Genomic DNA, 22,690 nt, shown 5'->3' with positions numbered 1-22,690 from the left:
TTACAAATTAATGCCTATTTTTATGGCATGAATTTTCCTTTTGGTTTTGGACAAAAAAGCTCATTACTTTTAATCTTCTTTTTTCATGGTATTGTGTTTTCATTCTTACTATTAAGAAAAGGATTTTTATACAATAATAAACCCAGTAAATGGTTAAGTTTTTTGCTGTTCTTGTCTACGATGTATATTGCTCCATACATGCTAGTTGGTATACTAAAACAGTTACTAGAGAAATTTTATTTTTTGTGCCTTTTATGCACGTATAATTAATAGGCCCACTCATTTATTTTTATACCAAAAGTTTGTTGAATCCTTCTTTTAAAATTGATAAAAACGGAAAAGAGTTGTCTAATAAAGTTTTAGAAGAAATAGAAATCTAATAAAAAGAAAAAATAGATGTTTCTTTAGTAATATTAATTTTTAAAGTTCTCCCAAAAATCAAAGCTCTATTATCTGCTTCATGACCTGCAGGAAAATTAAAAATTACAGGTATGTTTTTAGGAACAACATCTAAAATAAGTTGCTCAATAGAACTACCCCATTTTGTAGAGTTTTTCTTAATCAAAGACATGTCACCAATAACTACTGCACTTAAATTTTTAAAATAGCCAGCTCGTTTTAAGCTTTGTAACATTCTATCTATGGCATATTTATATTCCCCAATTTCTTCTATAAATAGAATTTTATTATCTGTATGCATTTGGCTTTTAGAACCTAACATAGAGGCTTGTATTGCTAAATTTCCACCAATCAATTCACCTTCCAAACTTGTTTTGCCTAAGGTTCTATTGTAGCTTGAGTTTTTAATAGAATAAGATATATCATCTCCAAAAAGAGCAGTTTTAAAACTAGTTATCGTTTTTTCAATTACTTTTTGTTTTTGTTCAAGACTTGTAGCCATCATTGCATGTAAAGTCTGTATACCTAGGTTATTTACATGATTGTGAAAGGCAGTAATATCAGAATAACCAATAATCCATTTAGGATTATTTTTAAACTCGGTAAAATCTAATGCATCTAAAATTCTCACAGAGCCATAACCACCTCTAGCAGCCCAAATTGCTTTTACACTATAATTATCTAAAGCATCCTGAAAATCAGCAGTTCTTTCTTCATCAGAGCCTGCAAAATGATTGTTATTATTGTAAATATTCTGTCCAACAACCACATGTAAGCCCCAACTTTCAGCTAGTTGTTTGGCTTTTAAAATGGTGGCTTGTCTATTTTTTAAAATACCAGCAGGAGCTACAATTGCAATAGTATCTCCAGCTTTTAGAAAAGGGGGAGTAATCATTTTTTCTTGAGCATGTGTAAACCCAAAGCTAATTAAAAGTAAAAAAATATAAGTCTTATTTCTCATTTGTATAAATTTTGTGCCAACCCAAACCAAAAGTTAGACCTAAACCAACATATGATCTTTTAGCAATATTTGCATGTAGCTTAAAACCAATAGATCTTGCAAAACTAGTAGGTTTACCAACAGGGATTAAACCGTAAAAAATTCTAAATCGGTTTTTTTATTTTTAAACCAACTAACCCCAGTTTCTATAGGAAAACCAACATAATCTATGGTTAAATTATCATTCTCAAAACTTCTGTCATAAGAAGTGTAAGAAATTCCGCCAGAAAAATGATACGAAAATCCGTCCTCTATATATCTTTTTCCATATAATAGTGAGTATTCTGTCATGGTTTCACTTTCTATGTTGATTGGAATTATTAAAAAGAAATCAATTTTTTTAATGTTAATTACTTGTAATGCTCTAAATGTGAATAAATTATTCTTGTTCTGATAATTTATAGAACCACCTATTGCAAACCCTCTGATAAATCCATTTGAGTAACCTAGACTAAAATCACCAAAGACAATTGGGTTTGGTTTTAGGCGTAAGCTATCTAAATTTTCTTGTGCTTTTACCGATAAAAAAATCAGCAAAAAGGCAACAATTAGTATTTGTTTAAACATTAAAAACGTTATTCATTTATGCATTACAGTGTTTAAAAAACACCCAATGTAAATGTATCAATTTTCGATGGTTTTTAAAACCATGTTTTCGTACTTTTGTACCTTCAAAAATGATTCCAAAAAATTAAGAGAAACACTATGAGTGCTCCAAAAAGATATACAATTACAGCAGCTTTACCCTATACAAATGGTCCAATTCATATTGGTCATTTAGCAGGGGTTTATGTACCTGCAGATATTTACGCACGTTATTTACGTTTAAAAGGTAAAGACGTAGCCTATATTTCTGGTTCAGATGAACATGGAGTAGCAATACCAATGAGAGCAAAAAAAGAGGGTGTTTCTCCACAAAATATTATAGATAAGTACCATACTATTATTAAAAAATCTTTTGAGGATTTTGGTATTTCTTTTGATAACTACTCAAGAACATCAGCAGAAATTCACCATAAAACTGCTTCAGATTTTTTTGTAAAAATGTACAATGAAGGTGATTTTGTAGAAGAGGTTACTGCACAATTGTATGATGCTGAAGCACACCAATTTTTAGCAGACAGATTTGTTGTTGGAACTTGCCCAAAATGTGGTTTTGAAGAAAGTTATGGAGATCAATGTGAAAATTGTGGTACAAGTCATAATGCAACAGATTTAATTAACCCTAAATCTGCAATTACGGGTAATGTACCAACCGTAAAAGAAACAAAACATTGGTTTTTACCTTTAGATAAGCATGAAGATTTTTTAAGAAAATGGATTTTAGAAGGGCATAAAAAAGATTGGAAACCAAATGTGTATGGCCAAGTAAAATCTTGGGTAGATGATGGTTTAAGACCAAGAGCTGTAACTAGAGATTTAGATTGGGGAATTCCTGTGCCTGTAGAAGGTGCAGAAGGTAAAGTGCTTTATGTTTGGTTTGATGCACCTATTGGATACATCTCATCAACTAAAGAATGGGCTGCAAGAGAAGGTAAAAACTGGGAAGATTATTGGAAAAATGATGATACTAAATTGGTACATTTTATAGGGAAAGACAACATTGTTTTTCACTGTATTATTTTTCCAAGTATGTTAAAAGCACATGGAGATTATGTTTTACCTGATAATGTACCAGCCAATGAATTTTTAAATTTAGAAGGCAATAAATTATCAACCTCTAAAAACTGGGCAGTTTGGTTGCATGAGTATTTAGAAGACTTTCCAAATCAGCAAGATGTTTTGCGTTACACATTAACTGCAAACGCACCAGAAAGCAAAGACAACGATTTTACTTGGAAAGATTTTCAGGCAAAAAATAACAATGAATTGGTTGCCATTTTTGGTAACTTTATTAACAGAGTTGTAGTTTTAACTAACAAATATTATTCAGGAATTGTACCTACACCAAATGATTTTACAGAAGTAGATGAAGATGTTTTAGCTGCTGTAAAAGAGTTTCCAAACGTAATTGGCAAATCTGTAGAAAGATACAGATTTAGAGAAGCAAGTCAAGAATTAATGAATTTGGCAAGATTGGGTAACAAGTATTTGGCAGATGAAGAACCTTGGAAAGTTATTAAGGCGGATGAAGAACGTGTACAAACAATAATGTATGTAGCCTTGCAAATTTCTGCAGCATTAGCAGTGGTTGCAGAGCCATTTTTACCATTTACATCAACAAAGTTAAAGGGTATTTTAAATTTAGAAACCTCTATTTCTTGGGATGATATTTCTGATAAAAACATTCTAATTGAAGCAGCACATCAAATACATAAAGGAGAATTGTTATTCTCTAAAATAGAAGATAAAACGATTGATGCTCAGTTAGAAAAACTACAAGCTACAAAGTTGGCAAATGAACAAGAAAACAAAGTAGTAGAGCCCCAAAAAGAAACTGTAGAGTTTGATGATTTTACCAAATTAGATATTAGAATTGGTACCATTTTAGAGGCTGAAAAAGTAGCAAAAACTAAAAAATTGTTGAAACTTAAGGTTGATGTGGGTGTAGATACAAGAACCATTGTTTCTGGTATTGCAGAAAGCTTTTCTCCACAAGATATTATTGGCCAACAGGTTTCTGTTTTGGTAAACTTAGCACCCAGAAAAATTAGAGGAGCAGAAAGTCAAGGAATGATTTTAATGACAGATACTCCAGATGGTAAATTGGCTTTTGTAGCACCAGAAAAAGCAGTTAAAAACGGTCAAGCAGTGAGCTAATGTTAAAGATAGCGCATCATCCTATTTATCATCACTTTTTAAAAGAAGGGCATCGTTTTCCGATGATAAAATACGATTTGCTACCTGAACAACTCTTGTACGAAGGCACTTGTACAGCTGATAATTTTTTTGAACCAGAAATACCAGATAACAAGCATTTTTTTACAGTTCATGAGCCAGAGTATTTTTTCGATTTATTAAATATTACTTTAGATCAAAAAGCAGCCAGAAAAATAGGTTTCCCTCTTTCTGAAGTACTCATAGAAAGAGAAATGGTAATTGCAGATGGTACCATGAAAGCCTCTGAATTTGCTTTGCAAAACGGAATTGCCATGAATATAGCAGGAGGCACACACCATGCTTTTTCTAATAGAGGAGAAGCTTTTTGTATGTTAAATGACCAAGCTGTTGCTGCAAAATACCTTCAGGACAAGAATTTAGCAAGCAAAATACTTATTGTAGATTTAGACGTACATCAAGGAAATGGAACAGCAGAAATTTTTGAAAATGACACTTCTGTTTTTACTTTTTCTATGCATGGTAAAAGTAACTATCCTTTTGTTAAAGAAAAATCAGATTTAGATATTGCTTTAGAAAATGATACAAATGATGTTGATTTTCTATCGATTTTAAAAGAAACCTTACCCAGATTAATTGCCCAAGAACAACCAGATTTTATTTATTATTTATGTGGTGTAGACGTTTTAGCTACAGATAAATTAGGGAAACTTGGTATGAGTTTAGAGGGATGTGCATCAAGAGATGAGTTTGTTTTAAAAACTTGTTTTGATAAGCAGATTCCTGTTATGTGTTCTATGGGGGGTGGTTATTCTAAAGATGTTAATATTGTTGTTGATGCGCACGCCAATACGTTTCGTTTAGCACAAGAGATTTACTTTTAAAATAATATTTTATTGAAATAATTTTACAGTCTTATCTTTATTATCTGCTTTTATTTCTACCAGTAGTTTTCGTAAACCTATCCTGTTTACTTTGTACACTTTGGTAATAACACTCCATTTTTCTTTTCTTGAAACACAAGTATTATTAATGGTGTGCTGTATAAATTAAAGTCTGGAAAGGATAAGAAAAATGGTTGCATTATATTATCCTAAAACAGTGTTTTTCTTTAATTCTTTAACAAAAGGTTGGCTGTATAATCTTTGACCTAATGCAGCATTAATAGCATTTGCAATAGCACCACCTGCAGGTGGTAAACCAGGTTCTCCTAAACCTGTGGGTTTTTTATCATTCTCTACAAAATAGACCTCTACTTTAGGCGCTTCTTGCATTCTAATAAGTCTATAAGTATCGAAGTTTTTATGTTCTGGCTTACCATCTTTAAATGAAAAATCAGCATACATAGCATGTCCAATACCATCTAAGACGCCGCCTTCAACTTGATTTTTAGCACCTGTAGGATTCACTAAAATTCCACAGTCTACAGCAACTGTTACCTTTTCTATAATAGGATACTCATCCTTTAATGAAATGTCAGCAATTTCTGCAACATGTGTATTATGGCTGTAATAAGCAGCAAAACCTTGGTAAATTCCTTCTTTAGTGTTACCCCAATTTGCTTTTTCTCTTACCAATTTAATGGTGTCTTCCATTCTTTGACCAGAATATTCTATCTTTTCATCAGTAGTATTTTTCACATTTTGTAATAGATCTAATCTTAGTTGAATGGTATCTACTCCTAATTCATTTGCCAATTCATCAAAAAAGGTTTGTTCTGCAAAGGCTAGGAAATTTGTGTAAGGTGCTCTCCAAGCTCCTGTAGTTATATTACTTGCATGGCTTTCTGTATCTACTTTATAGTTTGGGATACAACCTGCAGGGAAAAAGTTGGTAATAGCACCATACATATTTCCGTTTATGGCAGCCTCTTTTAAGTAATATCCAGAAACTTTACCACTTTTTAAAGAAGCTTTAATTCTGTATTTACTTGCAGGTCTATAGGTACCAGCTGTCATGTCATCTTCTCTAGAGAAGACTACTTTAATAGGCTGTTTGGTAATATCTGAAATTTCTGCTGCTTCTAGTGCAAAATCTCCATACAAGCGCCTACCAAAACCACCACCCATTCTTGTCATTTCGCAATGAATAGTTTCTGGTTTTCTGTTTAATAATTGTGCAACTCTATTCACTGTCCATTGAGGAGTTTGAATTGGCCCAACTAAATGCACTTTATCTGCAGTAACATCTGCATAAAAATTCATAGGTTCTAAACAGTTGTGGGGTAAAAAAGGAGCATGATAGGTTCTTTCAATTACTTTGTCTGCATCAGTAAAGGCTTTTTTTACATTACCATCTTCTCTTCTTGTGTTAAACTTTTTACCATCTAAAATATTGGTTAAAATTTCATCATGATTTTTAGTGCTTTCTGGTTTTTCAGATTTCCAATTTGCAGATAATGCTTTCTTACCTTTCATTGCAGACCAAGTAGAATTTGCTAAAACAGCTATTTTATCACCAAACTTTAGGACATCTACAACTCCATTTACTGCTTTTGCTTTAGTATCATCAAAATCTACTAATTTTTGCCCAAATGCAGGTGGTCTTAAAACAGATGCAATCATCATATTATCTGCTTTGTAATCTAAACCAAATAATGGTTTCCCTGTAATAATTTTATCTATATCTACATTAATAGCATCTTTACCAATAATGGTAAAGTCTTTGGTTTCTTTTAGCTTAACATCTTCTGGAACCTCCAATAAAGCAGCTTCCTTTACAACATCTCCGTAATTAAATTCGTCTCCATTTGCGTTGGTAATAATTCCTTTAGAAGTTTTTAAAGTAGATACATCTACATTCCATTTAGTGGCTGCAGCATTTAATAGCATTTGTCTTGCAGTTGCTCCTGTTTGTCTTAAGGCATCCCATCCTTGACGAATAGACTGGCTTCCACCAGCAACTTGTCTTGTAAATTTTTTTGTATCTAAAGCACCTTGTTCAACTCTTACTTTGTTCCAATTTGCATCTAGTTCTTCTGCAATAATCATTGGCATTGCTGTTTTTACACCTTGGCCAATTTCTGGATTTGGAGAAAAAATAGTTACATATCCTTCATCAGAAATTCTAATAAAGGCATTAAAATCGTTAAAGTTTAAGCTAGTCACATCTACAGGCATTGTTGCTTCTGGTTTGCAGGCTGTTAAAAAGTTAAATCCTATTAGTAAACCACCACCCGCTAAAGCTGAGGTTTTTAAAAAATTTCTTCTACTAAAATTATCTTTGTTGTGTAGTTTCATGTTCTTCAAACTTTAGTGATTACATTTTTTCTGCAGCTATTTTTACTGCTTTTTCTATTCTATTATAAGAGGCACACCTACAAATATTACCATGCATTGCCTCTCTAATTTTTTCTTCAGATGGATTACTATTTTCGTTTAAAAAAGCAGATGCTGTCATAATTTGACCTGATTGACAATAACCACATTGTGGAACATCGATTTCTTTCCAAGCTTCTTGAACAGGGTGTTTACCATCTTCAGATAATCCTTCTATAGTTGTAATTTTTACATCATCTAAAAGTGAAACTTTCATTTGACAACTTCTTACAGCTGTTCCATCTAAATGTACAGTACAAGCACCACATTGTGCAATTCCACAACCAAACTTTGTGCCTACTAAATTTAGTTCATCTCTTAAAACCCATAAAAGGGGAGTGTCTTCATCTGTAGTAACAGATTGATTTGTTCCATTGATATTTAACGTATAGTTTGGCATAGGAAATATTTTTAGAATTTGATTTGTAAGTTACAAAAAATTCTAATTGAAAATAATGCCAGAAATAATTTAACAATTCTATAATTTAATTCTCTGAACTATAGAAGTCGAAACCTAAGGTTGGTTTGTAATTGGCATCAAATAAAGTGGCATTGTCCCAATGAGAGCCTTGGCCCCACCTTGTAGAGCAATTGTTAGAGACCCAAGCAGGCTCCCAATAAACTAAACCAGAACCACCTGAATTTTTTATGGCTGTTTTTAAGTCTAGAAGATATTTTAATTGCCCAACTTGAGTAGCATCATACCCAGAAATTAAAGCATCTGTTCCTAAAATATTATTTGTATTATCTGCATTTAAAAGGCTAAATGGATAGGCTGCTTCTACAATCATTAATTTTTTATTGTAGGTGTCAATTAATCCTTTTAAAACAGGTGTTACATCTTGAATGGTATATTGAGACCAATTAGGGTAATAAGATAAACCAATCCAATCGAAATCTGTAACTCCATTTTCATTTGCTTCCTTAAACCACCAAATTCCATTTTCTGGCTGGGCAATATGCAGCATTACTTCTATATTCTTGTTTTTTGCTAATGACAAATCTCTTACTGCTTTTATACCTTTATTAATTAAATAGGAATTTCTAGACCAATCCATAGCATTTGCATTATTGTCTTTCTGCAGTATCATCAAATTAATTTCATTCCCCACTTGAACCATTTCTGGCAGTAGATTTTTGCGTGATAATTTGTTTAAAACTTTATAAGTATAATTATAGATAGAATCTCCTAAAACTGATAAATTGTCTACAACTGGTAACCAGGCTTTAGGTATTTCTTGTTTTCCAGGATCTGCCCAATCATCTGAATAATGAAAATCTAAAAGTACTTTTGTATTTGTGTTTTTTGCTCTTTGAATTGTTTTTTCTACATCTTCGTAGTTAGAGTAGTTGGTCCAAGTTGGCTTATGCCATAGACGAACACGAACTAAATTGTTTCCTCCATCAGCAAAAATTTTGAACACGTCTTCTGTATCTCCATATTTATTTTTATAGTTTACTCCACAGTTTTCCATTTCATTTACATAAGATAAATCTGCACCAAGATAAAATTCACTTTTAGTAGAATCTGGTAAAATGGGAACATCAGTATCAGGTTCTTTTTCTGTGGGACATGCAAGTAAAAAGACAGATAACGAAGAAAATAAGAGGTACTTTAGTCTTTGCTTAAGAATAGATTTCATTTTTAGTGCGCTAAATTTCACGTGAAGTTAGTAAAACTTTTACAGCTCTAAAAAATAAAAGTCTGGATTGTAAATCCAGACTTTATAAAGCTATTTGTTGCCTAACATTAGTAACTCATTGCAGACAATTTCTGTTACATATCTCTTTTCACCTTCTTTTGTTTCATAGTTTCTGCTGGTAAGTTTACCTTCTATAGCAACTTCATTTCCTTTTTGCAGATACCTTTCTATAATATCTGCAGTTTTATTCCAAGCTACAATATTATGCCATTGAGTATCTGTTACTTTTTCACCATTCGCATTTTTATAACTTTCATTGGTAGCAATAGAGAATTTTGCTAATTTTTTACCACTATCTAAAGTGATGATTTCTGGGTTGTTTCCTAAATTTCCAATTAACTGTAATTTGTTTCTTAACGTACTCATAAGATAAGTTTTTGTGCATCTGTTTTTAAATGCAGGGTTATAATTTAATTTGTTGTTAAATAGATACTAAAAAACGTTTAGCATTTATAACACTGCAAAGATGCAACACCATCAAAAGTTTAACCGGTTTAAAAGCACTTACTTTCGGTTGTAAATATTTGTAGTCGTTTGTAATCGAATAAATTGTTGTACATTTATTGGATGGAAAAAAGAAGTTGTTTAGAGTGTGGAGAAGTTATAAAAGGTAGATTGGATAAGAAATTCTGTTCTGATTATTGTAGAAATTCGCATAATAATAAAGTAAATAAAGACAGTAAAAACCTAATTAGAAATATTAATAATAGGTTGAGAAAAAATTATAAAATTTTATCTGATTTAAATGTTACAGGTAAAATCAAAGTAACTAGAACCAAATTATATGACAAAGGTTTCGATTTTCAATTCTTTACATCTATCTATAAGACTAAAACAGGAAATACCTATTTTTATGTTTATAATGAGGGCTATTTGGCAATAGAAAACGAAATGTTTTTACTAATAAGAAAAGAAGCTTAATTACTTTTAACCACTGCTTTTCGATTTCGTCTTTAAAACTAAAAAGACTTCACGGATTTGAATTTTTTTATGTTAATGGTTAATTCTAGGAATAACAAAGCTGAAAATATAATCTATATTTTCAACTTTTAATGTAATTTTTATTTCAAAATTATTTTAAAATTGCTTCTATACCTGGTAGAGATTTACCTTCTAACATTTCTAACATTGCACCACCACCTGTAGAAACATAGCTTACCTTATCTGCAAAGCCAAACTGCTTCACGGCCGCAACAGAATCACCTCCACCAACTAAAGAAAAAGCTCCGTTTTTAGTAGCATTGTCTATAGAGTTACCAAGTGCAATTGTACCTTTTGCAAAAGACTCCATTTCAAAAACACCTAAAGGGCCGTTCCATAAAATAGTTTTACACTTATTTATAACTTCGTCAAAATTTTCTAGAGATTTTGGGCCAGCATCTAAGCCTTGCCAGCCATCAGGAATTTGAGTAACATCTACAACCTTTGTATTTGCATTGTTATCAAAATCGTCTGCGGCAATTACATCTACAGGGATATGTACTTCAACACCTTTTTCTTTTGCTTGTTTTAAAATTTCTAGAGCCAATTCCATTTTATCGTCTTCACAAATAGAATCTCCAACAGAACCACCTTGTGCTTTAATAAAAGTAAAAGTCATACCACCACCAACAATTAAATGGTCTACTTTGTCTAAAATATTTTCGATTACTGTAATTTTAGATGATACTTTTGCTCCACCTAAAATTGCTAAAACTGGTTTTTCTGAGTTGTTTAATACTTTATCTATACTTTCAATTTCTCTTGCCAATAAGTTTCCAAAACATTTTTTATCTTCAAAAAATTGAGCAATAATTGTAGTCGATGCATGTGCTCTATGCGCTGTTCCAAAAGCATCATTTATATAAATATCTCCCAATTTAGATAGTTTCTCTGCAAAGGCTAAATCACCATTTTTTTCTTCTTCATAAAATCGTAAATTTTCTAAAAGTAGAATTTCTCCTGGCTCTAAATTAGCTGCAGCTTCCTCTGCTTTGGGACCTATACAATCTTCAACAAATTTCACATTACAACCAATTACATCTACAACATCTTTGATAATATGTTGCAAAGAAAATTCATTTTGCTTCCCTTTAGGTCTTCCTAAATGAGACATTAAAATACAGCTTCCACCATCTTCTAAAACTTTTATAATTGTATGTTTCGCAGCTTGTATTCTAGTAGTATCTGTTACATCAAAATTAGCATTCAATGGGACATTAAAGTCTACTCTAATTGTAGCTTTTTTATTGTTAAAATTAAAATCGTTTAAGGTTTTCATGAGTTTTGTATCGGTTTAAAACAAAAATACTTTTTTATTTAAGTTTAAAGTAGTGGAAATTATAAAAGTTAAGATATCGTTTTCGAAGGTAACCAGGCAGTCATTATTCCCTGATAAATATTGGTTTATTTTTATGAAATAAATGGTATGTTCCTGCTATAAGAAGAAGAACAGCAAATGCAAACGCGGTATTTGCCACTATTACATAATTGAATTTATTAGCTATGCCAATTGCGAATAAAGCCCAAGCACCAACGTAGGGAAAAGCAGTTAGATTTTTTTTAAAAAGAACGATAATATTAATGAAACTGGCTACTACAATCATTATTATGGCCCAAAGTATTGAACTAATACCAAAGCCATCCCAATTTATTTTTACCAAATAAGAAGAGACATTAGCAACACTAGCAACAGTTACCCAGCTACTGTAGATTATAAATGGTAAAATCACTAACACTTTTACAGGTTTTAAAACCAAAAAATCAGTAATGTTTAAACGTGCAACAATTTTCATTAATGCAAAAAGTAAACTAAAAATACAAAGGCAAGAAAGTCCTGTATATCCATAAATCCAAGTAAAAACCCACAAACAATTTGCTATGGAAGATAGTATAAACCAAGGACCAATTTTAAGAATAAAATCATTGTTTTTCACCTTACTAAATAACCCTTTACCTTGATAAACAATAAACCCAAATAACCCTAAATAAATAATTCCCCAAATAGAAAAAGCATAGCCAGCAGGTGTAAATAAAGATTGTATGTTGTTTGACACACTACCAATAGTTTTGCCACCCATTGCGCCAGTATTAGAAAGGTAGTTGACAAAAATTACAGCACCAAAAGCTAGTCCATTTAAGATTTGAAATAATTTTTTCATCATTATTTTTTTGACAAGTTACTACATTAAAAGAACAAAAACCAACCAAAAAAATTTCTAAAGTTCTATATTTGCTTCATGCTTTTCAACCAAATCATAGGTCAGGAACATATAAAAAATCACCTTCAAAAATCTGCTGAAAATGGTAGAATACCTCATGCACAATTATTTGTAGGTAAAGAAGGTTCAGGCACTCTGCCAATGGCAATTGCTTATGCGCAATTTTTATTGTGTAATTTTTCTTCAGATGCAGATACCTGTAATTTAAAATGCAACAAGCTACAACATCCAGACTTGCATTTTGCATTTCCTGTAACGACTAACGATGTTGTAAAGAAACACCCTGTTAGTAATTTGTTTTTAGAGGAATGGCGCAATTTTATAGAACATCAACCTTATGGGAGTTTATTCAATTGGTTACAACATATAGGAGTAGAGAATAAGCAAGGTTTAATTAATGTTGATGAAGCAGAAGACGTTGTAAAAAAATTAAAACTCAAAAGTTATGAAGGCGGCTTTAAAGTGATGATAATTTGGATGGCAGAAAAAATGAATATTGCTGCTGCCAATAAATTATTGAAACTGATTGAAGAGCCACCAGAAAAAACCGTTTTTTTATTAATAACAGAAAACGAAGAGCAGATTATAAATACCATAAAATCTCGTTGCCAAGCGCTACATTTTCCTGCATTATCGGAACAAGATATTGCAAACACTTTGGTTGTAAATCATCAAGTAGAAGAAAAGAAAGCAGCTAATATTGCACAACAGGCAGAGGGGAATTTAAATAAGGCATTTCATATTCTTCATAATGATTCAGCGGATCTAATTTTTGAAGAATGGTTTATCGCTTGGATAAGAACTGCTTTTAAAGCGAAAGGAAATGCTACAGTTGTGCAGCAATTAATTTCTTGGTCAGATACTATTGCAAAAACAGGTAGAGAAACACAAAAGCAATTTTTAGCCTATTGTTTACAGTTCTTTAGGCAAGCGTTGTTAATGAACTATAAGTCTGTGCATTTGGTTTTTATGGAAACAAAAACCAACTTTCAGTTGTCTAAATTTGCACCATTTGTTCACTCTGAAAATATTCTAGAAATAGAAAAAGAAATCAGTGAGGCAATGTATCATATAGAGAGAAATGGTAATGCTAAAATTATTTTGTTAGATCTTTCTATGAAATTAACTCGATTTTTACATAAAAAAGAAGAAAAATTATAGCCCTATCTCTTCCAAGTGCCTCCATAAACGTAAAGAGGATTATCTTTTTTCACATTTAACAAACACTGTTCACAAGTAAAAACCCATTTTTTAGGTTGTTTATATTGTATTCTAAACATAGTAGAAAATTCTTTTTTACAGATTTCACAGTATTTTACTCTAGACTCTGCCACTAATTGAATGTTATTACAAGTTTGTTAAGCGAGCTACGTATTTGCCAATTACATCGAACTCTAAGTTAACAGTGTCGCCAACTTGTAAAGTTTTAAACGTGGTATTTTCCCAAGTGTAAGGTATAATAGCTACAGAAAACCCAGATTTCGTAGAATTCACGACTGTTAAACTAACTCCATTTATTGTAATTGACCCCTTCTCTATAGTAACGTTATTTTTATTAGAAATATACTCAAACGTGTATACAGTACTTCCATTTTCATCTTTAACACTTTTACAAATGCCGGTTTCATCTACGTGCCCTTGTACAATATGTCCATCTAATCTATCACCCAATTTCATTGCACGTTCAAGGTTTACAATATCAGAGGTTTTTAGTTGACCAATATTGGTTTTGTCTAACGTTTCTTTAATGGCAGTAACAGTATATTCGTTGTTATTAATATTAACCACAGTTAAGCAAACTCCATTATGAGCCACACTTTGATCAACCTTTAACTCGTTAGTAATACCACTTTCTATGGTTAAATGAACATTTTCTTGTTCTTTAACTACATTTTTTACGGTACCAAGTGTTTCAATTATTCCTGTAAACATATCATTAAAAATTAGTTACTTTTGTAAGTACAAAAATAAGCATATTACAAGGTTTACTATGGATAAAATGGATAAAATAATTGTTGGAATCTCAATTGGAGATTTAAATGGGATTGGTGTAGAGGTTATCTTAAAGACTTTCGAAGATAAAAGAATGTTAGATTTTTGTACCCCTGTTCTTTTTGGTGCTACAAAGGCTATTTCTTATCATAAAAAAGCATTAAACTTACAAATGCCAGTTCATGGAATTACTGCAATAAACCAAATTAATCATAACAAAATAAATGTTTTAAATATTTGGAAAGAGGAGGTTAATATAGAATTAGGTAAGTCCACCAAAGAATCTGGTAATTTTGCCTTTAAATCTCTAGAAGCTGCAGTAAAACATTTAAAAGAAGATAAGATAGATGTACTGGTAACGGCGCCTATAAACAAAGAAAATATTCAGTCAGACGCGTTTAAAGCACCTGGTCATACAGAGTATTTAGAAGAAAACCTAGAAGGCAATAGCCTAATGATATTAATGACAAATGAATTAAGGATTGGTTTAATTACAGGCCATATTCCAATTGCTAAAGTAGCAGAAACGATTACTCCAAACTTAATTAAGAGTAAGGTAGCTACAATGTACAATTCTTTGCAGCAAGACTTTGGAATTAACAAACCTAAAATAGCAGTATTATCTTTAAATCCTCATTGTGGAGATAATGGAATTATAGGAGAAGAAGATGACACTATTATAAAGCCAACACTAAAAGAAATTGCAAATTCGGGTAAATTAGTTTTTGGGCCTTATGCAGCAGATGGCTTTTTTGGCTCAGAAACCTATAAACAGTTTGATGGTGTTTTGGCTACTTATCATGATCAGGGTTTAGCGCCTTTTAAGGCATTATCTTTTGGGAAAGGGGTAAACTTTACAGCAGGTTTAAGTCACATCAGAACATCACCAGATCATGGAACTGGATATGATATTGCAGGAGAAAACAATGCCAATTCATCTTCATTTAAAGAAGCTTTATTTACTGCAATTCAGGTATATAAATCTAGAAAAGAATATAGTGAGTTAACAGAAAACCCTTTAAAAGCTAAGTAATTTAAAAGGTTTTTAATTTTTTAATAAAAACATGACAGAAATACATTTTTTTGTATCTTTGCACGCTCAATTGATGTTTGACTATGAAAGACTTAAAACAATTCAACATACAGTTTGTAGGATTAAAAGAAGGAAAGCATGAGTTTAATTACACAATTGATAATAAGTTCTTTGAAGCTTTTAATTTTGATGATTATCATAGTTCATCCATAAAAGTTTCATTACATTTTACTAAAAAAAGCACATTATTTGAGCTTACATTTATTGCAGAAGGAACTGTAGAGCTCCCTTGTGATGTTACAAGCGAATTGTATCATCAAGAAATAGATTCAGAATTACCATTAGTTGTAAAATTTGGCTCTGAATTTAATGATGATAATGAGGAAATTTTAATTTTACCTCATGAAGCTTATGAGTTTAATGTAGCACAGTTTATTTATGAAATGATTGTTTTGGCGGTTCCAAGCAAAAGAGTACATCCAAAAGTATTAGACGGTACCATGGAGTCTGAAGCATTAAATAAATTAAAAGAACTAGAGATAAAAGAAGAAAAAACTGTAGAAATTACAGACCCAAGATGGGATAAATTAAAGAATTTAATAACAGAAAAAAAGACATAAAATGGCACATCCTAAAAGAAAAATATCTAAAACTAGAAGAGATAAGAGGAGAACACATTATAAAGCATCTGCTCAACAAATAGCTACAGATCCAACAACTGGAGAAGCACATTTATACCACAGAGCACATTGGCACGAAGGTAAATTATATTACAGAGGTCAAGTTGTTTTAGAATCAGCGTCTGCATCAGCGGAGGCTTAAAATAGGCTTATCTTACAATCAGTAAAACTCTCATTTTTGAGGGTTTTTTTTTGTTATTTATCAAAAAAACTATGTTTTTTGATGGTTTTTTGGTAAAACAGTGTAATATTTTTTACTACTTTTGAATATTATAATTTTAAGAAATATATCTTAATGATCACAAAAATAACTGCAGCAATTACAGCCGTAGGAAAATATGTTCCTGACTATATTCTAACCAATAAAGAGTTAGAAACCTATGTAGAAACGAATGACGAATGGATTACTTCTAGAACAGGAATTAAAGAAAGAAGAATACTAAAGGGAGAAGGTTTAGGAACCTCATATATGGCCATTAAAGCTGCCGAAGATTTACTACAAAAATCAAACGCTAAAGCTGAAGACATTGACTTAGTAATTGTAGCTACAGCTACACCAGATTTACCAGTTGCAGCTACAGCATCTTATGTTGCTACAAATATTGGTGCTATAAATGCATTTTCATACGATTTACAAGCCGCATGTTCTAGTTTCTTATATGGAATGTCTACAGCAGCGAGTTACGTAGAAAGTGGTCGCTATAAAAAAGTATTACTGATAGGCGCAGATAAAATGTCTTCTATTATAGATTATACAGACAGAGCAACATGTATTATCTTTGGAGATGGTGCAGGAGCTGCTTTATTTGAGCCAAATGAAGAAGGTCTTGGTTTACAAGACGAATATTTAAGAAGTGATGGTGTGGGGAGAGATTTTTTAAGAATAGAAGCTGGTGGCTCTATTATGCCTCCTACAGAAGATACCGTAAAAAATAATAAACATTTTGTGTACCAAGAAGGTAAAACGGTATTTAAATATGCGGTTTCTAATATGGCAAGTGTTTCAGAAAAAATGCTAACTAGAAATAACCTTACAGAAAAAGATATTCAATGGTTGGTAGCGCACCAAGCAAATAAAAGAATCATAGAAGCAACAGCGAATAGAGTAGGTGTTAGTTCAGAAAAAGTAATGATGAACATCCATAGATATGGAAATACCACATCTGCAACTTTACCTCTTTTATTAGCAGACTATGAAAATCAATTAAAAAAAGGAGATAACTTAATTTTTGCCGCTTTTGGTGGTGGCTTCACATGGGGAGCTATTTACCTAAAGTGGGCGTATAATTCTTAATAACAACAACTAAACAAATAAGAAGCATGGACATTAAAGAGATTCAAAATCTTATAAAATTTGTAGCAAAATCTGGCGCAAGCGAGGTAAAGTTAGAAATGGAAGATGTTAAAATTACAATTAAAACAGGTTCAGGAAAACCAGAAACTACAATTGTACAAGCTGCGCCAATGGCAGGCATTCCACAAATGCCAGCTGCAGCGCCTACGCCACAAGTACCAGTTTCAGAGGCACCTGCACCAGTTGCAGCTAATAATGATGAAGACAAGTATATTGTTGTAAAATCTCCAATTATTGGAACATTTTACAGAAAACCAGCGCCAGACAAACCAAATTTTGTAGAAGTTGGTACAGATATTAGTACAGGGGATACTGTTTGTGTAATTGAAGCAATGAAATTATTTAATGAAATAGAATCTGAAATATCAGGTAAAATCGTTAAAGTTTTAGTCGATGATTCGACACCAGTAGAATTTGATCAACCTTTATTTTTAGTTGATCCTTCTTAATATCGAATCTTTTTTGGTGTTACCAATTTATTTTAACACCCAAAATTCATCATTTTAAATTCTTATACGATGTTTAAAAAAATACTAATTGCAAACAGAGGAGAAATAGCCTTACGTGTTATTAGAACCTGTAAAGAAATGGGTATAAAAACTGTTGCAGTTTATTCTAAGGCAGATGCAGAAAGTTTACATGTTAGATTTGCGGATGAAGCAGTTTGTATTGGACCTGCTCCAAGTAGCGAATCTTACTTAAAAATGTCTAACATTATTGCAGCTGCAGAAATTACAAATTCAGATGCTATACATCCAGGGTATGGTTTTTTATCAGAAAACGCAAAATTCTCTAATTTATGTGAAGAACATCACATTAAATTTATTGGTGCTTCTGGTAAAATGATAGACCAAATGGGAGATAAAGCGAATGCAAAATCTACTATGATAGCTGCAGGAGTTCCTTGTGTACCTGGCTCTGAAGGTGTAATTAAAGACTTCAAAGAGTGCGAAAAGCTTGCTGTAGAAACAGGTTATCCTGTAATGTTAAAAGCTTCTGCAGGAGGTGGAGGTAAAGGAATGCGTGCTGTTTGGAAACCAGAGGACTTAAAAGATGCTTGGGATTCTGCAAGACAGGAAAGTAAAGCTGCCTTTGGGAATAACGATATGTATATGGAAAAACTCATTGAAGAGCCAAGGCATATCGAAATTCAAATTGTTGGTGATTCTTTTGGTAAAGCATGTCATTTGTCTGAAAGAGACTGCTCTGTTCAAAGACGTCATCAAAAGCTTACAGAAGAGACACCATCTCCATTCATGACAGATGAATTAAGAGAAAAAATGGGTGAAGCTGCTGTAAAAGCTGCAGAATATATTGGATATGAAGGTGCAGGAACTGTTGAGTTTTTGGTAGACAAGCACAGAAATTTCTACTTTATGGAAATGAATACTAGAATTCAAGTAGAGCACCCAATTACAGAAGAAGTTGTAAACTACGATTTAATTCGTGAGCAAATTTTAGTAGCTGCAGGTGTGCCTATTTCTGGTAAGAATTACTATCCACAGTTGCATTCTATAGAGTGTAGAATTAATGCTGAAGATCCTTACAATAATTTTAGACCAGCACCCGGTAAAATCACCGTTTTACATACTCCTGGTGGTCATGGAATCCGTTTAGATACTCATGTGTATGCAGGGTATATGATACCGCCAAATTACGACTCTATGATTGCTAAATTGATTGTAACTGCACAAACGAGAGAAGAAGCAATAAATAAAATGAAAAGAGCTTTAGACGAGTTTGTAATAGAAGGTGTTAAAACAACAGTTCCTTTTCATAGGCAACTAATGGATCATCCAGATTATGTTTCAGGAAATTATACCACCAAATTCATGGAAGATTTTAAGATGAATTAATACATTTCATTTTTTAGAAAAGACAATAAAAGAAAGAGCAAGCCATTTGGTGAGCTCTTTTTTTTTATCTTTAACTCAAATATTTATGATTATGAAGATAGATGGCATAGATAAAATTATCATTAAAAGGTTAGTAGAAGACGCTAGAACCCCAATACTAAGCATTGCAAGAGAAGTAGGTATTTCTGGTGCTGCAATTCATCAAAGATTAAAAAAATTAGAGAAGTCAGCACTTATAGATGGCTATAAAATGGTCATAAATCCAAGGTCTTTAGGATATACTACTACTGCTTTTGTGGGTATTTTTTTAGATGCTTCTAGTCTATACTCTTCTGCAATAAAAAGGCTTAATGAAATACCTGAAATTGTTGAAAGTCACTATACAACAGGTAATTACGCGATTTTTATAAAAATACTTTGTAAAAACAACGACGATTTAATGCATCTTTTAAATAAAGATATACAAAACATAAAAGGAGTTTCTAGAACAGAGACTTTTATTTCTTTAGATCAGCAAATTAATAGACAAATTCATATTTAATTTTTTTACGACTTACTTTTAAAATTCAACCATTTAAAGAATTTTAATAACACCTCTTCAAATAACTTATAGTTATCTTATAATTTAGACCCATTTTTACACTCCTTAAAATGAGTTAATTAAACTTATTGTGACTCACCACTCATCGATACTTAAACGTTATTCATCGACAGATAAATCGTAAGAAACGAACTTTAAATTACATAACAACAAATAAGTATTATCTTTGGAGTGTATTACAATTATAAGTTGGGGGATTTATAAATTGTACAAAAAAAGAGCCGATATAATATCAGCTCTTTTTTTTTGCTCTTTTTTGCCTAAAAATCATTTACATTTGTGTGCATTACAAAATATCTATTGAAAGTAAACAATCCCATAGTATTTATGATTATAAGCGCATTAGCATTTGCGTTAATGAGCTCTTTTGTAAAGTACCTTAGTCATTTTAATGTGTATCAGATTGTTTTTTTTAGGTCTACAGGAACGTTGTGTTTTACACTTCCTTTATTACTAAAACAGAAAATACCCATGTTAGGAAACGAAAGAAAACTGCTGTTTACAAGGGGTGTGTTTGGTGTTATTTCTCTAACTTGTTTTTTTCAGTCTTTACACTACTTACCAGTAGGCACAGCAGTTTCTTTAAGATATGTAGCACCAATATTTGCAGCTGTTTTTGCGTTGGTTTTTTTAAAAGAAAAAATAAGGCCTGTACAATGGCTTTTGTTTGTTATTGCATTTTTAGGAGTACTAATTATTAAAGGCTTTGGTGCGGAAGTTAATTATATAGGATTGACTTTAGTATTATTTTCTGCAGTATTTTTGGGGCTAATTTTTGTTGTTATTCGAAAAATAGGAAATAAAGATCACCCTTTAGTAATTATCAATTATTTTATGGTGTTGGCCTTTGTTTTTGGCGGTCTAATGAGTGTGCGGTATTGGCAAAATCCAACTTTATTAGAATTCGTATTGTTTTTAAGTACAGGAATATTAGGATATGTAGGGCAATTGTATATGACCAAAGCCTTTCAAGCTCAAGAAACCAACTTAATAGCCCCAATTAAATATTTAGAAGTTGTAATAACGATTGTAATAGGTGCTTTTTGGTTTGGTGAAGTGTATAATTTATGGACTCTTTTAGGAATATTTCTTATCGTTTTTGGTTTAATTTATAATATCTACTTGAAAAGGAATGACACTAAAAAATAATTATTTGAAGATATTAAAATAAACTGAATAGACCATTTTTTTATTATCTACCGATTCTCTAGTCATTTTTGTAAGCTTCCAAAAAAACTTTGTTAACTCATAATTAAATACCCAATATTAACGGTTCTTTTACTATATATACATTTGTCAGAAAAGTGCTAAAAAGGAAAGTGATTTTTAAAAAGTAACCGGGGGTCTTTATAAATGAAGTTGTATTGGATTTTTTGGCGTTTTTTTTGCTTTGTTGTGCAATAGTTGTGCAGATATGTAAAAACAAAACCCCAATTAACTTGTATTCAGTTATTTGAGGTTTTTATTTGTACCCCTTACGATTCCATTCTCGAACTCTTTCTACCAAAACCTAATAGACATCTACGCTTTAAAGGAACTGTTATATAATGAGGGTATAGCGGATTATAATGGCTTACCCCTTATTAAACCTCATCAAAGTAATGTTTTACTATTACCTAATGGATATTAAACTAATAGATATGCAAAAGAATTTAAAAGAACCTATATATAAATAAATCTATAATAGTATTAAATAGTATGGCAAATACAACAGGGATTAAATATGGAGGAAGACAGAAGGGTACACAAAACAAATTAACAAAAGAGTTAAGGTCTGTATTTAAAGATGTTTTATATCAAGAATTAGAGCAAATACAAACGCATTTGGACAATTTAAAGCCAAAAGAAAGAGTTGAGTTGCTTATTAAGTTAATGCCTTATATATTACCCAAAGTAACAAGTGTTTCGCATACCACCAACAAGCCTATAGATTGGTGATATTTAAGGGTGTTAAATTTGATTTTTTGGTAAAAACCTATTTAACAAAAAAAATCACAATTTTTTATTTAATATATATATATTTACTAAAATTAAATTATTATGAAAAAAATTACTACAGTATTTACCCTATTTTTTTGTTTTATTATTAATGCACAACAAGATATAGTAATAACAAGATTAGCAACTACAGGGGGCAACTCTGGATCTAGATTTTATTTTGATAGTTCTAGTTCTATTAGTGGAGAGGATACTTTTAATTTTTCTTATAGTAATATAGGTTGGCAAGGGAGTGGCGGAAATTCACTTCTTGATCAAGGATTAAATCCTGATTACATTATTTCTCAAATTCTTAATAATGTTCCTGCAGATGGAAGCATACTTCTTCCAAATCAATTTAATAGTTACTTTTCAGCTGGAGACGTTTTTAGTTTTATAGGACAAGAAAATGTTTTGGCAAACGATGATTATATTACTATAAATTACAATGAAACTTTAACTTTTGATGTAAGATCTAACGATGCTGATTTAGAGGGAGAGGAATTAACAGTTTCTTTAATTGAAGGGCCTGAATCGGGTACATTGACATTAAATAATGATTATACTTTTACTTATACACCTGTTCCAAATTTCTCTGGAGAGGTTAATTTTACTTATGAAGTATCTGATGGAGAAAATTCAGCCAATGCTTCTGTGACAATAAAAGTTAATGCAGATTTTAATGCACAACAAGATATAGTAATAACAAGATTAGCAACTACAGGGGGCAACTCTGGATCTAGATTTTATTTTGATAGTTCTAGTTCTATTAGTGGAGAGGATACTTTTAATTTTTCTTA

At 31.6% G+C, this 22,690-nt stretch carries 23 protein-coding genes; 14 read left to right on the top strand and 9 right to left on the bottom strand.

From position 1 onward, the window contains the following. Window positions 1–376: 376 nt before the first annotated feature. Both Q0L44_RS00810 and Q0L44_RS00805 read right to left on the bottom strand, forming a co-directional pair. On the bottom strand, window positions 377–1,360 hold the full coding sequence (locus Q0L44_RS00810; RefSeq protein ID WP_296633960.1) for an LD-carboxypeptidase: 984 nt from the start codon (window positions 1,358–1,360) through the stop codon (window positions 377–379). 126 nt (window positions 1,361–1,486) lie between these two features. After that, window positions 1,487–1,966 carry a hypothetical protein gene (locus Q0L44_RS00805; RefSeq protein ID WP_296633958.1) on the bottom strand — a complete coding sequence of 160 codons (480 nt, stop codon included), beginning with the start codon at window positions 1,964–1,966 and terminating at the stop codon, window positions 1,487–1,489. A 123-nt stretch (window positions 1,967–2,089) separates the two neighbouring features. Here Q0L44_RS00805 and metG point away from each other — a divergent pair, with 123 nt between their 5' ends. After that, window positions 2,090–4,159 carry a methionine--tRNA ligase gene (gene metG / locus Q0L44_RS00800; RefSeq protein WP_296634191.1) on the top strand — a complete coding sequence of 690 codons (2,070 nt, stop codon included), beginning with the start codon at window positions 2,090–2,092 and terminating at the stop codon, window positions 4,157–4,159. Then, window positions 4,159–5,061 (top strand): histone deacetylase, encoded by a 903-nt coding sequence (locus tag Q0L44_RS00795; protein WP_296633957.1) that lies wholly within the window; start codon window positions 4,159–4,161, stop codon window positions 5,059–5,061. Before metG ends, Q0L44_RS00795 begins: the two co-directional genes overlap by 1 nt. 204 nt (window positions 5,062–5,265) lie before the next feature. Here the strand turns inward: Q0L44_RS00795 and Q0L44_RS00790 are convergent, their stop codons facing one another. The 4 genes from Q0L44_RS00790 to ssb all read right to left on the bottom strand — a co-directional run bounded on the left by Q0L44_RS00790 (window position 5,266) and on the right by ssb (window position 9,563). Then, entirely contained in the window at window positions 5,266–7,416 is a 2,151-nt protein-coding gene (locus Q0L44_RS00790) for a molybdopterin cofactor-binding domain-containing protein (RefSeq protein ID WP_296633954.1), read from the bottom strand. 19 nt (window positions 7,417–7,435) lie between these two features. Further along, window positions 7,436–7,894: a (2Fe-2S)-binding protein gene (locus tag Q0L44_RS00785; protein ID WP_296633952.1), complete on the bottom strand. Its 459-nt coding sequence runs from the start codon at window positions 7,892–7,894 to the stop codon at window positions 7,436–7,438. Between the two features lie 85 nt (window positions 7,895–7,979). Continuing rightward, window positions 7,980–9,137, bottom strand: coding sequence for a glycosyl hydrolase 53 family protein (locus Q0L44_RS00780; protein WP_296633950.1), 1,158 nt, complete (start codon window positions 9,135–9,137; stop codon window positions 7,980–7,982). Between the two features lie 90 nt (window positions 9,138–9,227). Next, window positions 9,228–9,563, bottom strand: coding sequence for a single-stranded DNA-binding protein (ssb, locus tag Q0L44_RS00775; protein WP_296633947.1), 336 nt, complete (start codon window positions 9,561–9,563; stop codon window positions 9,228–9,230). Between the two features lie 201 nt (window positions 9,564–9,764). On the opposite strand from ssb, the gene Q0L44_RS00770 reads away from it, so the two are divergent. After that, window positions 9,765–10,118 carry a hypothetical protein gene (locus Q0L44_RS00770; RefSeq protein ID WP_296633945.1) on the top strand — a complete coding sequence of 118 codons (354 nt, stop codon included), beginning with the start codon at window positions 9,765–9,767 and terminating at the stop codon, window positions 10,116–10,118. A 151-nt stretch (window positions 10,119–10,269) separates the two neighbouring features. Here Q0L44_RS00770 and Q0L44_RS00765 read toward each other — a convergent pair whose 3' ends face one another. Continuing rightward, entirely contained in the window at window positions 10,270–11,457 is a 1,188-nt protein-coding gene (locus Q0L44_RS00765; RefSeq protein WP_296633942.1) for a phosphoglycerate kinase, read from the bottom strand. Window positions 11,458–11,560: 103 nt separating this feature from the next. Beyond that, a complete protein-coding gene (locus Q0L44_RS00760; RefSeq protein WP_296633941.1) occupies window positions 11,561–12,337 on the bottom strand; it encodes a tryptophan-rich sensory protein in 777 nt (258 codons plus the stop codon). Between the two features lie 78 nt (window positions 12,338–12,415). Between Q0L44_RS00760 and Q0L44_RS00755 the strand changes: the two genes are divergently transcribed. Next, on the top strand, window positions 12,416–13,558 hold the full coding sequence (locus Q0L44_RS00755; RefSeq protein ID WP_296633938.1) for a DNA polymerase III subunit delta': 1,143 nt from the start codon (window positions 12,416–12,418) through the stop codon (window positions 13,556–13,558). A 186-nt stretch (window positions 13,559–13,744) separates the two neighbouring features. Here Q0L44_RS00755 and Q0L44_RS00750 read toward each other — a convergent pair whose 3' ends face one another. After that, window positions 13,745–14,329: a riboflavin synthase gene (locus Q0L44_RS00750; RefSeq protein WP_296633936.1), complete on the bottom strand. Its 585-nt coding sequence runs from the start codon at window positions 14,327–14,329 to the stop codon at window positions 13,745–13,747. 58 nt (window positions 14,330–14,387) lie between these two features. On the opposite strand from Q0L44_RS00750, the gene pdxA reads away from it, so the two are divergent. The 10 genes from pdxA to Q0L44_RS00700 form a co-directional block, all read left to right on the top strand. Continuing rightward, on the top strand, window positions 14,388–15,422 hold the full coding sequence (gene pdxA / locus Q0L44_RS00745; protein WP_296633933.1) for a 4-hydroxythreonine-4-phosphate dehydrogenase PdxA: 1,035 nt from the start codon (window positions 14,388–14,390) through the stop codon (window positions 15,420–15,422). Between the two features lie 83 nt (window positions 15,423–15,505). Continuing rightward, complete coding sequence (locus Q0L44_RS00740) at window positions 15,506–16,042, top strand: DUF177 domain-containing protein (RefSeq protein ID WP_296633931.1); 537 nt, start codon at window positions 15,506–15,508, stop codon at window positions 16,040–16,042. A gap of 1 nt (window position 16,043) precedes the next feature. After that, window positions 16,044–16,244, top strand: a complete 201-nt coding sequence (gene rpmF, locus Q0L44_RS00735) for a 50S ribosomal protein L32 (RefSeq protein WP_296633929.1) — start codon at window positions 16,044–16,046, stop codon at window positions 16,242–16,244. Between the two features lie 156 nt (window positions 16,245–16,400). After that, entirely contained in the window at window positions 16,401–17,396 is a 996-nt protein-coding gene (locus Q0L44_RS00730) for a beta-ketoacyl-ACP synthase III (protein ID WP_296634188.1), read from the top strand. 26 nt (window positions 17,397–17,422) lie between these two features. Next, window positions 17,423–17,905, top strand: coding sequence for an acetyl-CoA carboxylase biotin carboxyl carrier protein (gene accB / locus Q0L44_RS00725; RefSeq protein WP_296633926.1), 483 nt, complete (start codon window positions 17,423–17,425; stop codon window positions 17,903–17,905). A gap of 69 nt (window positions 17,906–17,974) precedes the next feature. Further along, window positions 17,975–19,312: an acetyl-CoA carboxylase biotin carboxylase subunit gene (accC, locus tag Q0L44_RS00720; protein WP_296633923.1), complete on the top strand. Its 1,338-nt coding sequence runs from the start codon at window positions 17,975–17,977 to the stop codon at window positions 19,310–19,312. 91 nt (window positions 19,313–19,403) lie between these two features. Next, window positions 19,404–19,853: an Lrp/AsnC ligand binding domain-containing protein gene (locus Q0L44_RS00715; RefSeq protein WP_296633920.1), complete on the top strand. Its 450-nt coding sequence runs from the start codon at window positions 19,404–19,406 to the stop codon at window positions 19,851–19,853. A 387-nt stretch (window positions 19,854–20,240) separates the two neighbouring features. Continuing rightward, window positions 20,241–21,062 (top strand): DMT family transporter, encoded by an 822-nt coding sequence (locus Q0L44_RS00710; RefSeq protein WP_296633917.1) that lies wholly within the window; start codon window positions 20,241–20,243, stop codon window positions 21,060–21,062. A 549-nt stretch (window positions 21,063–21,611) separates the two neighbouring features. Then, a complete protein-coding gene (locus tag Q0L44_RS00705) occupies window positions 21,612–21,851 on the top strand; it encodes a hypothetical protein (RefSeq protein WP_296633914.1) in 240 nt (79 codons plus the stop codon). Between the two features lie 102 nt (window positions 21,852–21,953). Further along, the coding region (locus tag Q0L44_RS00700; RefSeq protein WP_296633911.1) for a cadherin-like domain-containing protein at window positions 21,954–22,690 on the top strand (737 nt) is incomplete at its 3' end.

The organism is Polaribacter sp. (assembly GCF_024639685.1).
Lineage (GTDB): Bacteria > Bacteroidota > Bacteroidia > Flavobacteriales > Flavobacteriaceae > Polaribacter.
The sequence above is the reverse complement of the archived record's forward strand: the minus strand, read 5'-3'. Positions and strand labels throughout refer to the sequence as shown.

Coding starts and splice junctions, on each gene's coding strand:
- Q0L44_RS00810 (WP_296633960.1), bottom strand. CDS start 1,360: ATGAGAAATAAGACTTATATTTTTTTACTTTTAATTAGCTTTGGGTTT.
- Q0L44_RS00805 (WP_296633958.1), bottom strand. CDS start 1,966: ATGTTTAAACAAATACTAATTGTTGCCTTTTTGCTGATTTTTTTATCG.
- Q0L44_RS00795 (WP_296633957.1), top strand. CDS start 4,159: ATGTTAAAGATAGCGCATCATCCTATTTATCATCACTTTTTAAAAGAA.
- Q0L44_RS00790 (WP_296633954.1), bottom strand. CDS start 7,416: ATGAAACTACACAACAAAGATAATTTTAGTAGAAGAAATTTTTTAAAA.
- Q0L44_RS00785 (WP_296633952.1), bottom strand. CDS start 7,894: ATGCCAAACTATACGTTAAATATCAATGGAACAAATCAATCTGTTACT.
- Q0L44_RS00780 (WP_296633950.1), bottom strand. CDS start 9,137: ATGAAATCTATTCTTAAGCAAAGACTAAAGTACCTCTTATTTTCTTCG.
- ssb (WP_296633947.1), bottom strand. CDS start 9,563: ATGAGTACGTTAAGAAACAAATTACAGTTAATTGGAAATTTAGGAAAC.
- Q0L44_RS00770 (WP_296633945.1), top strand. CDS start 9,765: ATGGAAAAAAGAAGTTGTTTAGAGTGTGGAGAAGTTATAAAAGGTAGA.
- Q0L44_RS00765 (WP_296633942.1), bottom strand. CDS start 11,457: ATGAAAACCTTAAACGATTTTAATTTTAACAATAAAAAAGCTACAATT.
- Q0L44_RS00760 (WP_296633941.1), bottom strand. CDS start 12,337: ATGAAAAAATTATTTCAAATCTTAAATGGACTAGCTTTTGGTGCTGTA.
- Q0L44_RS00755 (WP_296633938.1), top strand. CDS start 12,416: ATGCTTTTCAACCAAATCATAGGTCAGGAACATATAAAAAATCACCTT.
- Q0L44_RS00750 (WP_296633936.1), bottom strand. CDS start 14,329: ATGTTTACAGGAATAATTGAAACACTTGGTACCGTAAAAAATGTAGTT.
- pdxA (WP_296633933.1), top strand. CDS start 14,388: ATGGATAAAATGGATAAAATAATTGTTGGAATCTCAATTGGAGATTTA.
- Q0L44_RS00740 (WP_296633931.1), top strand. CDS start 15,506: ATGAAAGACTTAAAACAATTCAACATACAGTTTGTAGGATTAAAAGAA.
- rpmF (WP_296633929.1), top strand. CDS start 16,044: ATGGCACATCCTAAAAGAAAAATATCTAAAACTAGAAGAGATAAGAGG.
- accB (WP_296633926.1), top strand. CDS start 17,423: ATGGACATTAAAGAGATTCAAAATCTTATAAAATTTGTAGCAAAATCT.
- accC (WP_296633923.1), top strand. CDS start 17,975: ATGTTTAAAAAAATACTAATTGCAAACAGAGGAGAAATAGCCTTACGT.
- Q0L44_RS00715 (WP_296633920.1), top strand. CDS start 19,404: ATGAAGATAGATGGCATAGATAAAATTATCATTAAAAGGTTAGTAGAA.
- Q0L44_RS00710 (WP_296633917.1), top strand. CDS start 20,241: ATGATTATAAGCGCATTAGCATTTGCGTTAATGAGCTCTTTTGTAAAG.
- Q0L44_RS00705 (WP_296633914.1), top strand. CDS start 21,612: ATGGCAAATACAACAGGGATTAAATATGGAGGAAGACAGAAGGGTACA.